14 protein-coding genes are annotated in these 13,481 nt (G+C 62.9%); 6 read left to right on the forward strand and 8 right to left on the reverse strand.

Annotated features, from left to right (window positions below; translation table 11 throughout):
• The first annotated feature begins 13 nt into the window (after nt 1-13).
• The 4 genes from FJV83_RS26790 (at nt 14) to FJV83_RS26805 (ending at nt 2,916) form a co-directional block, all read left to right on the forward strand.
• The gene (locus FJV83_RS26790) at nt 14-154 is read left to right on the forward strand and encodes a DUF1127 domain-containing protein (RefSeq protein ID WP_013531315.1); all 141 of its coding nucleotides are present in this window, start codon (nt 14-16) and stop codon (nt 152-154) included.
• A 49-nt stretch (nt 155-203) separates the two neighbouring features.
• Nucleotides 204-344, forward strand: a complete 141-nt coding sequence (locus FJV83_RS26795) for a DUF1127 domain-containing protein (protein ID WP_019858543.1) — start codon at nt 204-206, stop codon at nt 342-344.
• Between the two features lie 567 nt (nt 345-911).
• Nucleotides 912-2,321, forward strand: coding sequence for a methylenetetrahydrofolate--tRNA-(uracil(54)-C(5))-methyltransferase (FADH(2)-oxidizing) TrmFO (gene trmFO, locus FJV83_RS26800; protein WP_142886301.1), 1,410 nt, complete (start codon nt 912-914; stop codon nt 2,319-2,321).
• Nucleotides 2,322-2,433: 112 nt separating this feature from the next.
• Entirely contained in the window at nt 2,434-2,916 is a 483-nt protein-coding gene (locus FJV83_RS26805) for a T6SS immunity protein Tdi1 domain-containing protein (protein WP_142886302.1), read from the forward strand.
• Here the strand turns inward: FJV83_RS26805 and FJV83_RS26810 are convergent.
• The 6 genes from FJV83_RS26810 to yajC form a co-directional block, all read right to left on the reverse strand.
• On the reverse strand, nt 2,900-3,877 hold the full coding sequence (locus FJV83_RS26810) for a sterol desaturase family protein (RefSeq protein WP_185973406.1): 978 nt from the start codon (nt 3,875-3,877) through the stop codon (nt 2,900-2,902). The genes FJV83_RS26805 and FJV83_RS26810 overlap by 17 nt on opposite strands.
• The gene (locus tag FJV83_RS26815) at nt 3,877-4,305 is read right to left on the reverse strand and encodes a hypothetical protein (RefSeq protein WP_142886304.1); all 429 of its coding nucleotides are present in this window, start codon (nt 4,303-4,305) and stop codon (nt 3,877-3,879) included. The genes FJV83_RS26810 and FJV83_RS26815 overlap by 1 nt, the downstream gene beginning before the upstream one ends.
• 79 nt (nt 4,306-4,384) lie before the next feature.
• The gene (locus FJV83_RS26820) at nt 4,385-5,236 is read right to left on the reverse strand and encodes a phytoene/squalene synthase family protein (protein ID WP_185973407.1); all 852 of its coding nucleotides are present in this window, start codon (nt 5,234-5,236) and stop codon (nt 4,385-4,387) included.
• Between the two features lies 1 nt (nt 5,237).
• Nucleotides 5,238-5,633, reverse strand: coding sequence for an Mth938-like domain-containing protein (locus tag FJV83_RS26825; RefSeq protein ID WP_185973408.1), 396 nt, complete (start codon nt 5,631-5,633; stop codon nt 5,238-5,240).
• Nucleotides 5,634-5,659: 26 nt separating this feature from the next.
• The gene (gene secDF, locus FJV83_RS26830) at nt 5,660-8,209 is read right to left on the reverse strand and encodes a protein translocase subunit SecDF (RefSeq protein WP_142886305.1); all 2,550 of its coding nucleotides are present in this window, start codon (nt 8,207-8,209) and stop codon (nt 5,660-5,662) included.
• Between the two features lie 51 nt (nt 8,210-8,260).
• A complete protein-coding gene (yajC, locus tag FJV83_RS26835; RefSeq protein WP_010909882.1) occupies nt 8,261-8,602 on the reverse strand; it encodes a preprotein translocase subunit YajC in 342 nt (113 codons plus the stop codon).
• A gap of 287 nt (nt 8,603-8,889) precedes the next feature.
• On the opposite strand from yajC, the gene FJV83_RS26840 reads away from it, so the two are divergent.
• A complete protein-coding gene (locus FJV83_RS26840; protein WP_095790985.1) occupies nt 8,890-9,780 on the forward strand; it encodes an ATP-binding protein in 891 nt (296 codons plus the stop codon).
• On the opposite strand, the gene FJV83_RS26845 is transcribed toward FJV83_RS26840, so the two are convergent.
• A complete protein-coding gene (locus tag FJV83_RS26845; protein ID WP_095790984.1) occupies nt 9,770-10,594 on the reverse strand; it encodes an AraC family transcriptional regulator in 825 nt (274 codons plus the stop codon). The two genes, FJV83_RS26840 and FJV83_RS26845, sit on opposite strands and share 11 nt — an antisense overlap.
• Nucleotides 10,595-10,705: 111 nt before the next feature.
• Between FJV83_RS26845 and FJV83_RS26850 the strand changes: the two genes are divergently transcribed.
• The gene (locus FJV83_RS26850) at nt 10,706-11,596 is read left to right on the forward strand and encodes an NAD-dependent epimerase/dehydratase family protein (protein ID WP_142886306.1); all 891 of its coding nucleotides are present in this window, start codon (nt 10,706-10,708) and stop codon (nt 11,594-11,596) included.
• Nucleotides 11,597-11,706: 110 nt separating this feature from the next.
• Here FJV83_RS26850 and FJV83_RS26855 read toward each other — a convergent pair whose 3' ends face one another.
• Nucleotides 11,707-13,254 carry a peptidoglycan DD-metalloendopeptidase family protein gene (locus FJV83_RS26855; RefSeq protein ID WP_142886307.1) on the reverse strand — a complete coding sequence of 516 codons (1,548 nt, stop codon included), beginning with the start codon at nt 13,252-13,254 and terminating at the stop codon, nt 11,707-11,709.
• Between the last annotated feature and the right edge of the window lie 227 nt (nt 13,255-13,481).

The following is a 13,481-nucleotide window of genomic DNA, read 5'->3' on the forward strand; positions in this document are numbered from 1 at the left end:
AACGAGAACTACCATGAACCTGATCCGCAACTATCGCAACTGGCGCCGCTACAGGGACACCGTGTCCGAGCTGAGCCGCCTGAGCAACCGCGAACTGACCGACCTCGGCATCAGCCGCAGCGACATTCCTTACGTCGCTCGCAAGGCGGTCTAATTTTTCGGACCGCAAATGGTCCGAACAAGTTTCCGAAAAGAGAACGACAATGAACCTGATCCGCAACTATCGTAACTGGCGCGTATATCGCGAGACGGTTACCGAGCTGGGTCGCCTTTCGAACCGCCAGCTGCATGATCTCGGTATCGTCCGCGACGAAATCAAGATCATCGCCCGCCGGGCGATCTAACGGAATTTCGCTGGGGTCGACCTCCTCCCCGACCTCCAGCGAACGGTCAGCCCTTATCCTCCTCCCGAGGGTTGACCACCAAAACGGCGCCCGCCGCACCTCCTCCCGCGGCGGGCGCTGTTCCCGGGGCAAACGAATTTTGCTCCAAAGGGTTTTGCCCCTTTTAAAAGATGGCAAAAGAGATTTCGTCAAAGCCGACCTCCTCCCCGGCAATGACGAATAGGTCCAACCTTCACCTCCTCCCGAGGGTTGGCCAACCAAACGGCGCCCGCCGCACCTCCTCCCGCGGCGGGCGTTGTTTCCCCGGGGCAAAATGAATTTTGCTCCAAAGGGTTTCGCCCCTTTTCAAAACGCGAAAGAGATTTCGTCAAAGCCGACCTCCTCCCCGGCGATGGCGAATACGGTCGATCTTCACCTCCTCCCGAGGATCGACCCCCAAAACGACACCCGCCGGACCTCCTCCCCCGGCGGGTGTTGTTGTTTTCGGCGCCTGGTTCACCATCTGCGGTTTGCCCGCACCAAGCACGGCAATTGCAATCGCCGCCCCAAGCGATTATTCCGGCGCTCATGAGCAAAAATCCCATACACATAATCGGCGGCGGTCTCGCCGGTTCCGAAGCCGCATGGCAGGCCGCGCAGGCCGGTGTTCCCGTCGTGCTGCATGAAATGCGCCCGGTTCGCGGCACGGACGCGCACAAGACCGATGGCCTGGCCGAACTCGTCTGTTCCAATTCCTTCCGCTCCGACGACGCCGAGAACAACGCGGTCGGCCTGCTGCACGCCGAGATGCGACTGGCCGGCTCGCTGATCATGAGCGCCGGCGACGCCAACCAGGTGCCGGCCGGCGGCGCACTGGCCGTCGACCGCGACGGCTTCTCCGAGGCCGTGACGAAGAAGCTCCAGGCGCACCCGCTGATCACCATCCAGCGCGAGGAAGTTCCCGGCCTGCCGCCGGCGGACTGGGACCAGGCGATCATCGCCACGGGACCGCTCACCGCCCCATCGCTGGCCCAATCGATCGCCGAGGCGACCGGCGCCGATGCGCTCGCCTTCTTCGACGCCATCGCGCCGATCATCCATTTCGACACGATCGACATGGACACCTGCTGGTTCCAGTCGCGCTACGACAAGGTCGGCCCCGGCGGCACCGGCAAGGACTACATCAACTGTCCGATGGACAAGGAGCAGTATCTCGCCTTCGTCCAGGCGCTGATCGACGGCCAGAAAACCGAATTCAAGCAATGGGAAGGCACGCCCTATTTCGACGGCTGCCTGCCGATCGAGATCATGGCCGAGCGCGGCGTCGAGACGCTGCGCTACGGGCCGATGAAGCCGATGGGCCTGACCAACGCGCACAACCCGACGGTCAAGGCCTATGCCGTCGTCCAGCTAAGGCAGGACAATGCGCTGGGCACGCTCTACAACATGGTCGGCTTCCAGACCAAGCTGAAGCATGCCGAACAGGTCCGCATCTTCCGCACCATTCCGGGCCTGGAAAACGCCGACTTCGCCCGCCTCGGCGGCCTGCACCGCAACACCTACATCAATTCGCCGACCTTGCTCGACGCCTCGCTGCAGCTGAAATCGCGTCCGGGCCTGCGCTTCGCCGGCCAGATCACCGGTTGCGAGGGTTATGTCGAAAGTGCCGCGATCGGCCTGCTCGCCGGCCGCTTCGCCGCCGCCGAGCGGCTCGGCCATACGCCGTCCCTGCCGCCGCTCACCACGGCTTTCGGCGCGCTGCTCAACCACATCACCGGCGGCCACATTGTTTCGGACGACGAGCCGGGCAAGCGCTCCTTCCAGCCGATGAACGTGAATTTCGGCCTGTTCCCGCCCGTGGAAGCATCGAAGGCCGAGGGCAAACGCCTGCGCGGCAAGGACAAGACGGTTGCCAAGCGCCATGCCATCACATCGCGCGCGCTGGACGATTGCACGACATGGCTCGGACTGCCCGTGCGAGCCGTGGCGGCAGAGTAGCCTTTAATTGCATACTCCAATCTGCCCCGGTCTCGGCCGCCATCAAGTAGAGTTCTTCACGGACTAGTTGCAGAAGTTCTCCATCTAGCTCTACCTTCATGGTGGAGGTCCGATGAGCGTCAGCTGGCCAGAGATAGCTTTCCAACTTGAACCGGACGTCGCGCAGGCGGCGGCAAGAGCGTGGTCGTGGCTTTTACCGGAGCCTTGGAACCCGGTTGTTTGCTCAATGGTTGGAGGCGTGTTTATCGAGCAGCCGAACAACGGGGTTCACTGGCTCGATACCGGGACGGGCTTGGTCGAGCAGGTGGCTCACAATCGGGCGGAATTTGAGGAGATGATCAGGCTTCGTACTGATCTCGTTGACGAGTGGTTCCTCCCGCCGCTTGTGGAACGCCTTCGCGCCGCAGACAAGAAGCCGAAGACGGGAGAATGCTACGGCTTCACCATCTTGCCCGCCTTTGCCGAGGGCAAATTCGATGTCGAAAACATGTTTGTGGTCCCCGTGAGTGAGCAGTTCGTAGGCATGGCCGATATTCATCGCCGGCTGAGCGAATTGTCCGACGGCTCAAGGGTACGGCTCAAGGTGATCGATTAGGCGCGTAACGCTGCTCCGCCGGCTCGGCACCCGCCATCGGCAATCCCGGCTTCCCCGCCTCGGCAGGATTGCGCCTGACATAGGCCGCCTTCAGGCTCTCCGAAGTTTCGCGCGAGCCGTCATGGCTCCAGCCGGGCGGCTTGATCAGGTAGTTCAGGCGATCGCTGAGCGTAATACCCGGCGCAAACGCATCCCTGAACATGCCGATCCATTCGTGGAACGCCACTTTCAGCGGGTTGAAGGTGCCGAGATTCCTGACGATGCCATAGCGCGGCCGGTCCTCTTCCAGCTCTTCGACGAAGCTGCCGAACATGCGGTCCCAGATGATCAGCGTGCCGGCATAGTTGGCGTCGAGATAGCGTGGATTGGTGGCGTGGTGGACGCGGTGGTGCGAGGGCGTGTTGAAGATGAACTCGAACCAGCCCCACATCTTGCCGATGGCCTCGGTGTGGATCCAGAACTGCCAGACAAGGTTGAAGCCGAAGGTGAAGGCAATCACCGCTGGGTGAAAGCCGAGCAGCACCAGCGGCGCCTGCAGCACGAACATGAAGGTGAACAGGCCCGTCCAGCTCTGCCTGAGCGCCGTCGACAGATTGTAATGCTGGCTTGAGTGATGGTTGACGTGTTCGGCCCACACCCAGCGCACCCGGTGCGCGATGCGGTGATAGACATAGTAGCGCAAATCATCGAGCAGGAAGGCGGCCAGGAACACCCAGACCGACAGGCCGAGATTGAAGACGCGGAACTGCCACAGCCACAGCAGCGCCCAGTAGGAGACGACGCCAAGCAGCAGCCCGGCGACGACATTGCCGGTGCCCATCATCAGGCTGGTCAGCGTGTCGCGCGTCTCGAACGAGCCTTTCGCGCGGCCGGTGCGCACCAGCCAGAGCTCGATCAGGATGGCGGCGACGAAGAACGGAATGGCCAACTGGGTAACTTGCGGAAAATCATAGCTGTCCATCACGCGGCCTCCCTGGCGGCATGGCGTGCTTCAAAAGCTTTCAGCAAGGCCTGCGCATCGCCGGCATTGGCGAAGCGGAAACGGCCGCCCTTCCAGGTGAAGTCCGTCAATCGCAATTGAATTGTGTTCGTCTCGTCGGAATTGGACACCGAGACGTCCGTAGCGGTGACGATGCGCGTCAAGAAGCAGTCGCCGATGGTGTGGACGATGCCGGTGCGCCCTCGTCCAAGCTCCAGAAATGCTGTTTTGGCGTCCGCCGTCAGGCGAACTGTTGCAACCATCTCGTCGGGAAAATCCTCGGCGAAACGGTGCAACGCCTGATCGGGATCGGCCAGCGTGGCCGTCTTGCTGCCGCCGGTGAAATGCACCGCGGCAACCGACAGCGCAATGCCAAGGACGACGATCACGACCAGAAAGGGCAAGCTCATGGATTTCCTCCGGGCCGGCCTGTCATCTCTGGCGACAGTTCCCGGCACGGCCAAATCCTTAGCACGATTGACGTTTACGTCAAAGTGCCGGCCAGCCCTTGCTCGCCCGCCGCACCAGCAGCCAGTGCCGGCGCAAGGCGGATAGCCGCGCGACGCCGTCGAGCGGCGAATGGCGCGAGCCTTCCATCCTGTCGAGATAGGCGCGCGACAGCGCCAATGGCAGGAATGCCGGGCGCAACGACGCCGGCAGCACGGCGGCGCCTTGCTCGAAAGCTGAAAGGTGTTCGCGTGCCAGCGCTGTTATCGCCGCTACGGCACGCCGCGCCCCAGGCCCGCCATCGCCGGCAACAAATTCCTCCGGCGTCGATCCCGCCGCCGCCAGAATGTCGGTCGGGAAAAAACACTGCCCGCGCTTGCGGTGCAGCGGCAACAGCAGCAGCAGTCCGGTCATGGCCTGCGCGCAGCCCGCCCTGCCTGCCAGTTCGGCGAAGCGGGGCGCCTCGACGGGATCGAGCACCATTGCGGCAAGCTGGATGAGCGCGGCCGCCGTCTCGCCGCAATAGCCTTCCAGGTCGGTACGCGACGGCATCGGATCGTCATAGAGATCGAAGATGCGCGCCTCGAGCATGTTGTCGAAGGCCAGTTTCGGCAGGTGATGGCCAGAAATTGTCGCCTTCAATGCGTCGGCGACGGGATGGCCGATGGCTGCGCCGTCACTGTCGGCGGCGATGAGGTCACGCCACCATTGCAGCCGAACCTCGCCCGGCAATGCTTCATGGATGCGATCGCGGATACCGGCGATTTCGGCATTGAAAGCGTAGAGCGAAAACAGCGCATCGCGCTTGTCGGCCGGCGCGTAGAGTGCCGTCAGATAGCGGTCATGATCGGCGGCGCGCACCGCGTCCATGACGATTTTGGCATTTTGCGACATATCACTCGACGGCGATGAGCGCGGCAGCCACGGCGCGGTCTTCCGCCAGGAGGACATTGTAGGTCCGCACCGCAGCCCCGGTCGACATCGGGTCGCAGGCAATACCGGCCTCCTTCAGCGCCGCCCGCAGCGCCGCGGGCAACGGCCTCAAATCCTTGCCCATGCCGACCAGCAGGATCTCGACCTTGTCGGCCTCGGCAAGCAGTTTTTCGAAATCCGCCACTGTCAGCGCTGAAGCGTCCGCCGGCTCCCAGCCATGGATGCCGGATGGCAGGCACAGCAGCGAACCGCGATGCGACATGTCGGCAAAGCGGAACCCGCCATTGCCATAGGCCTCGATCGACGCGCGGCCGGGGAAGTGCGCCTCGCGGATGACGATGCCTTTGCCGGTCACCACTTTCGTCACCCCTTCGGGGCCGCGCGTCAGGTCGCGACCGCCTTGCCGCCGTTGACCGGCTTCTCCTCGTCGGCCGAAGCCTGCGGCCGCAGCTTGAACAGGATCAGCAGCGGTGCCGCGATGAAGATCGACGAATAGGTGCCGAAGACGACGCCGAACAGCATGGCCAGCGTAAACGAGCGGATCACCTCGCCACCGAACAAAACCAGCGCCAGCAGGGCCAAGCTGGTCGTCACCGAGGTCAGCGTCGTTCTCGACAGCGTCTCGTTGATGGCGTTGTTCAACAGTTGCGGCAGCGGCATGCGCTTGTATTTTCGCAAATCCTCACGAACGCGGTCATAGACCACGATCGTATCGTTCAGCGAATAGCCGATGATGGTCAGGATCGCCGCCAGCGATGACTGGTTGAATTCAAGCCCGGAGATGACGAAGAAGCCGAGTGTCATGACCACATCGTGCACCGTCGCCACGATGGCGCCGACCGCGAACTGCCATTCGAAGCGGAACCAGACATAGACCAGGATGCCGACCAGCGCGACCAGCATTGCGATCGTGCCTTGCTTGGCCAACTCCCCGGAAACCGTTGGCCCCACAACTTCGACGCGGCGGAAGTCATAATTGTCCTGCAGCTCGCCGCGCACCTTGTCGATGACCGTCTGTTCGGCGTTTTCACCGGCATCCTGCGTGCCGACGCGGATCAGCACGTCGTTTGGCGCACCGAACTGCTGCACCTGGACCTCACCGATGTTGAGATCCGACAGCCGGCCTCTGATGTCGGCGATGTCCGCATTGCCGCTCTTGGCCTGCACCTCGATCAGCGAACCGCCCTTGAAGTCGATGCCGTAATTGATGCCGACGGTCATGAACGTCACCACGGACAGGATCGACAGCGCGCTCGAGAGCGTGAATGTCCAGCGACGGATGCCCATGAAGGGAATCTTGGTGCCCGGCGGAATGAAGGTCACCGGGGCCTTCGGCAATTCCTTCGGACGGGCGCGGCGCAACCAGATCGACACCAGCATGCGGGTGAAGGTGAACGCGGTGAACACCGTGGTCAGGATGCCGATGGCGTAGGTGATGGCAAAGCCCTTCACCGGGCCGGTGCCGAGATAGAACAGCACCACTGTCGCGATCAGCGAAGTGACATTGGAATCAATGATCGTCGCCAGCGCCTTCGAGAAGCCGGTATCGATCGCCTGGATCACCGAGCGGCCGGCGCGTCGCTCCTCGCGGATGCGTTCGTAGATCAGCACGTTGGAATCGACCGCCATGCCGATGGTCAGCACGATACCGGCGATACCCGGCAAGGTCAGTGTCGCCCCAAGCAGCGACAGCAGGCCGACGATCATCGCCACGTGCACCGCCAGCGCGATGTTGGCGAGGAAGCCGAGGAAGCCGTAGGCAACGAACATGAAGGCAACGACGAGGATCGAACCGATGATGCCGGCCACCTTGCCGGCATGGATCGAATCCTGGCCAAGGCCCGGTCCGACAGTGCGTTCCTCAATGACCGTCAGTGTCGCCGGCAGCGCGCCGGCTCGCAAAAGCACGGCGAGATCATTGGCGCTCTGGGCGGTGAAATTGCCTGATATCTGGCCGGTGCCGCCGAGGATCGGTTCACGGATCTGCGGCGCCGAGATCACCTGGTTGTCGAGGATGATGGCGAACAGCTTGCCGACATTTTGCGAGGTCGCCTGGCCGAAGCGGGCGGCGCCCTTCGAATCGAAGCGGAATGAAACCACCGGCTCGTTGTTCTGCGAATTGTAGGTCGCCTGCGCGTCGACGAGGTTTTCGCCCGAAACGATGACGCGGTTTTCGATCAGATACGGAACCGGCGGATCGTCCTGGGAATAAAGCACCGAGGAGCCTGCGGGCGGGCGCCCCTTGAGCGCGTCCTGCACCGGCATCGACTGGTCGACCATCTGGAAGGTCAGCTTCGCGGTCTGGCCGAGGATTTCCTTCAGCCGCTGCGGATCCTGCAGGCCTGGCACCTGCACAAGGATGCGGTCGTCGCCCTGCCGCTGCACGATGGGCTCGGTGGTGCCGAGTTCGTTGACGCGGCGCTCGACCACTTCGATCGACTGCGCCAACGCGGTCGATGTGCGGTATTTGATACCAGCGTCGGTGACGGTGAATTTGAGTAGACCCGGCTCGGAATCATCCAGCGACATTTCCTGGATGGAGCCGCCAGAGAACAGGCCAGCGGCAACAGGATCGGTCAAGGTCTTCAACGCCTTTTTCGCGGCGTCGAGCTGGGCCGGATCCGTGATGCGCACCTGCAAGGTCCGCCCGGTGCCGGCAAGGCCGGTATAGCCGATCTTGGCGTCACGCAGCAGCGTGCGGATCTCGTCGCGCGTCGTCTCCAGCCGATCCTTGATCAGATCGTTCTGGTTCATCTCCAGCAGGATGTGCGAACCGCCCTGCAGGTCGAGGCCGAGCGTCATCTGCCGCTTCGGCACCCAGCTCGGCAGCTGGGCCAACGTGCTGGCGGGGAACAGATTGGGCGCGGCGAGGATCACTGTGATGGCGACGGCCACCCAGATCAGGATCATCTTGAAGCGCGAAAAATACAGCATATGGCGTCGTCCGTCAGAGCGTGTCCGCGGATCGCTCCGCCTTGAATTGGGTTATTTCTTGGCGTTCTGGTTGGCCACCGGTTCGCCCTTGACGCGCACATCGGCGATCGTCGAGCGCAGCGCCGTCACCTTGGTGCCACCACCAAGGTCGATCTCGAGCTCGTTGTCGTCGATCACCTTCGTCACCTTGCCGACGAAACCGCCGCCGGTGACGACCGTGTCGCCGCGGCGGACCGCCGCCAGCATCTCGCCGCGCTTCTTCAGCTGCGTGCGCTGCGGGCGGATGATCAGAAAATACATGATCACGAAAATCAGGACAAACGGCAAAATGCTGATGAACATATCGGGAGAGGCGCCGCCAATGCCTTGGGCGTATGCCGGTGTCACGAACATCGAGGTACTCCTGAATTTTGAAAACAGCCGCCAACCGTCCTGCGGAGTTTGGCGGCCCCTTGAAATTTGGCCGGAATATAGTCGGTAAAGTTGTCAATGCAACTGCGCGACCGACCAAATCGGCTGCTTTTCCGGCCTGTTCGCCCGTGTTAGAGCAGGATCGCGAAAAGCGAGAGCCGGTTTACCGAAAAGATCACGCTCGAACAAAAGGTTGGGACAGGTTTCGAACCCGACGGATTCGAACGTGTCCCACCTGCCTGCCCAGGAAACGAGCCAGAAGACCTGAAATGACCGACAGCACCATCGACGCCCTCAACAAGAAACTTGACCGCCTGATCGAGGCTGTCGGCCGCCTCGCCCCGCCGCCGGTGCATGAAACCGACCTCCGCGAGGCCGACTGCTTCGTCTGGCAGGCGGATCCCGGCTATCTTGAGCCGGTGCGCAAGGTAAACCGCGTCGACATCGGCCTGATCCGCGGTGTCGATCGCGTCCGCGACATCCTCGTCGACAATACCGAGCGCTTCGCCGCCGGCTTTGCCGCCAACAACGTGCTGTTGTGGGGCGCGCGCGGCATGGGCAAATCGTCGCTGGTCAAGGCCGTGCATGCCGAGATCAATGCCCGGGCCAAATCACAAAAGGCTAAATCCGACCTGCCGCTCAAGCTGATCGAGATCCACCGCGAGGACATCGATACGCTGCCGAAGCTGATGGGTCTGCTGAAGGCCGCGCCGTTCCGCGTCATCCTGTTTTGCGACGACCTGTCCTTTGATCATGACGACACGTCCTACAAGTCGTTGAAGGCGGCACTTGAAGGCGGCGTCGAAGGCCGCCCGGCCAATGTCATCTTCTACGCCACCTCGAACCGCCGCCATCTGTTGCCGCGCGACATGATCGACAATGAGCGCTCGACCGCCATCAACCCGTCCGAAGCGGTCGAGGAGAAGGTCTCGCTCTCCGACCGGTTCGGGCTTTGGCTCGGCTTCCACAAATGCTCGCAGGATGAGTATCTCGAGATGATCAACGGCTATGCCAGCCATCATGGCCTCGACATCGACCCCGAGCAGCTGCGCGCGGAGGCGCTGGAATGGGCGACGACGCGCGGCAGCCGCTCGGGCCGCGTCGCCTGGCAATTCACGCAGGATCTGGCCGGCCGGCTTGGCAAGCCGCTCAAGGATTGAGGCGTCGCGCCCGTCGCACGTCGCGCGGCGTTTGGCCGATCTCGCGGCGCATCCAATGCGCCAGATGTGACTGGTGCGCGAAGCCCGTCAATTCCGCGACCTCGCTGGTGCTGAGATCTCCCTGCTGCAGCAGGGCACGCGCGCGTTCGACCCGACGTCGCAACACATAGCGATGCAGTGTGACGCCCGTCGCCACCTTGAACCATGTCCGCAAGTGCGAGCTGCTCGCGCCGGCCACCCGGGCCAGCCGATGGATCGAGAGCGGCTCGTGGAGAGCGGCCTCGATGTGCTCCAGGACGCGCTTGAGCTGGATATCCGACAGGCGGTTCGTTCGTTCGATGTCCATATCGTCGGCACCAAGCAGCCTGACCGCCAACGCGGCGCCAATGCTGTCGGCGAATAGAGAGCCACTCGGTGCGCCCGCATCGAGATCGCTCTGGAGCGCGCGAGCGAGATGCGCGATGCGCTGGTCACGAAGCAGGTGGCGCGTGTCGAGCCGCGACATCAGCGCCCTGCCGCCAAGTTCCGCCGCTACCCTTTCCATCAGGGCTGGCTGCAAGACGATCTCGATCGTGTCGAACGCGGTTTCGGCCTCGAAACCGCCCTCCTCGCCAGCTGGTACCAGGTCGATATCGCCGGCGCGCCTGACGAAATGGCGCCCAACCTGATTGCAGTAGGAGCGTGTCGCCGCGCTTGCATGCACCATGACACGATGGTGCGGCGCCCGCGGCAGACGATGGACACCTGCCTCGATGTGCCGGGAGATCATTGCGACGTCGGATGGGGATCGGGCCGGAGCGAATTGTGGACGCATGCTCTCTCGATTCGTGGCGAAACCTGTTCAAGATTTGGCAATTCCCGCGCGATTTTCAATGCCGCGAACCTGTACGCACGTCTCTCCATCAAGCTTGGAAGAGAGGTTGCTATGAGTTTCTATGTTGTCGTCGGCGCGGGCCCGGTTGGACGCGAGACCGCGCGCCTTCTTGGAGAGGAAGGACATGATGTCGTTCTCACCAGCCGAGGCGTCGGTTCGAACGCGCTGCCGAACGTGCGGACCATACAGGCCGATGCCACGCATGCCTCGGAACTGTCGCGTATCTGCCGAGGTGCCGATGCCATTTTCATGTGTGCCATGGCCGCTTATGATCGGTGGCCGATCGACTTTTTCCCCATCATCGATGGCACCGTGCGCGCGGCCGAAGCGGTCGGCGCCAAACTCATCGTGCTCGGAAACCTCTATGGCTATGGGGAAAATGCCGATAGCCCGCTTCGCTCCGACCTGCCTCTGGATCCCACTTCGAGGAAGGGAACCGCCAGGACGATCATGTGGCAGCGGGCGGTTCGTGCCGACGTACCGGCGATCGAAATACGCTCCAGCGACTATCTCGGACATGGCGCGATCAGCTATTTTTCACTGATCGCGCTGCCCTCCATCATCGAGGGCACGCCTATCGCCTTCATTGGCGACCTCGACGCAACCCATGCCTGGACCTTCACCAAGGACGTCGCGAGGACGCTGGTCGCGGCGGCCCGCTACAACGGCGAATGGGGACGCGCGTTTCACGTTCCCTCGCAATACGCCTCACCACGGGAGCTCATCCAGAAAACCGCGGCGGTGCTCGGACGAGAGGTTTCAGGGACACGTTCCTATTCCGCCCCTGAGATCGAATCCCTGGGCATGCATGAGGCCATCGAGATGCGCTACCTCTTCGAGAGACCCCTGCTGGTTGATGCCTCCGACACAGAAGCACTTCTGGGCGTGAAGGCCAGCAGCCTCGAGGAGATGATCGCCGACACGCTCCGCGATCATCTGTGAACCGCGCGGGCGGGCTTTGCACAAACTGAAAAAGCCCGCTCCTTGCGGAACGGGCTGAGCCGGCGGGCCGGACTGGAGGTCAGACGGCCCGCAAAATCGCTTTTTTTGTTCTATTCGAGATAGGTCGAGGGATCGACCGGCGCCGAGTTCTTGCGCACTTCGAAGTGCAGCTTCGGCGAGTCCGTCGTACCGCTCATGCCCGAGAGTGCGATCTCCTGGCCGCGCTTGACCTTCTGGCCGCGCTGCACCTCGATCGAACTGGCATGGCCATAGACGGTGACCAGGCCGTTCTCGTGGCGCACCAGCACCGTGTTGCCGAATTCCTTGAGCCCGTCGCCGGCGTAGATGACGACGCCGTTCTCGGCCGCCTTGATCGGCGTGCCCGAGGGCACGGCGATGTCGACGCCGTCCTTGCCGGATCCGAAACCGGAGATCACCCGGCCGCGCACCGGCCAGCGCATCTTGCCGATACCCGTGGCATCGGGCGCCACCGCGTCGTCGTCCTCGGCCTGCTGGATGACCTTCGCGTCCTTCTTCGGCGGCGTATAGGATGCCAGCGTTTCCGACGGCGTGGCCTTTGCCGGAGGCTGCGTGGTTGCCGTGGTCACCGGATCGACTTTCGCCGGCTTGGCGCTGGCGACCGTCGCGGTTCCACCGGCCGGCACCTTCAGGGTCTGGCCGATCTTGAGCAGGCCATCCTTCATTCCGTTGGCCTGCTTCAGCGCAACGACGCCGACGCCGGTCTTTCTGGCGATCGAAGACATCGTGTCACCCGACTGGACCGTGTAGGTGCCGGCGGCGCCTGTTGCCTTGGCGACCTGCGCCGGCTTGGGCTCCTTGGGCTGGCTTGCGGCGGCCGAAGCATCGACCTGCGCGGCGGACTTGCCTTCCTTGAGCTTAGGCTGCTGCGGCAGGACGGCGACCTTGTCCGGCGCGGTGGCCGGCAGGTCGTGCTTGCCATCCTTCGCCGGCCCGTCCTTCAACGGCCTGGCGTCGGCGACCCTCGGCTCGGCCTTGCTCGAATAGGCATAGGCCGGAATGACGATCTTCTGGCCGGTCTTCAGCCCCTTGGTCGGGCTCAGGCCATTCACCTTCATGATGACATCGGCCGGCACTTTGTAATGCGCCGCCAGGCCGGAAATGGTCTCGCCGTCCCTGACGACGATCTCGGTCGCGTGCGGCCTGCCCGCCTCGGCCACCTTCGGCGCGTCGGGCTGGGCATTCTTGAACGGCTTGGCGGCCGGCTCCACGGTGCCGGTTGTCGTCCTGTCGACATGGGGAGCAGGCCGAACCATGGCCGGCGCCGAAGCGACACGCACTGGATTGGCGCCAGGCGCGAGCGCCGGCGCGGGTTGCGCCTGGGCTGAAACGGGCGGCGGCAACGGCCGGCTCGAAACCGGGTCGAGGCTCGAGCGGCTGATCGACTGCGTGTGGCTGCCGTCAAGCGGCGCGGCCGAGACATCGCCCGGATAGGGCTGTACGGCATCCTGCTTGTTGATGATGGCGCGCTGATTGTTGGTCGAGGAAGTGAAGACGTCGTCGACACTGTTGAACCGCGAAGCCTGGGAACTGCACCCGGCGGCCGCCCCCGCAATCATGAGAACAGCGCAGCCCCGCGCCAGATTGCGACTGTTTGTCTTCAAAACACTGAGTTGCATCGCACTAACCCGCACAAACGCTGCACCAACTGGATCGGATTAAAGCGCGTTAATGTTACTGGTCGGTTAACCCATTAGAATCCGACGAAAATTTTCTTAAAACATTCGAGTGCGCCGGAGGCGCGTCGAGATTCAGGTCAGACCAAGTCGAAAATGGTTGATACCGAGAACCGGAGCGGAGCGTACTTCAGTACGTGAGCACCGGCAGCGCAGGTGTCAGCCATTTG

The sequence above is a fragment of the Mesorhizobium sp. WSM4307 genome (genome assembly GCF_007003945.1).
Taxonomy (GTDB): domain Bacteria; phylum Pseudomonadota; class Alphaproteobacteria; order Rhizobiales; family Rhizobiaceae; genus Mesorhizobium.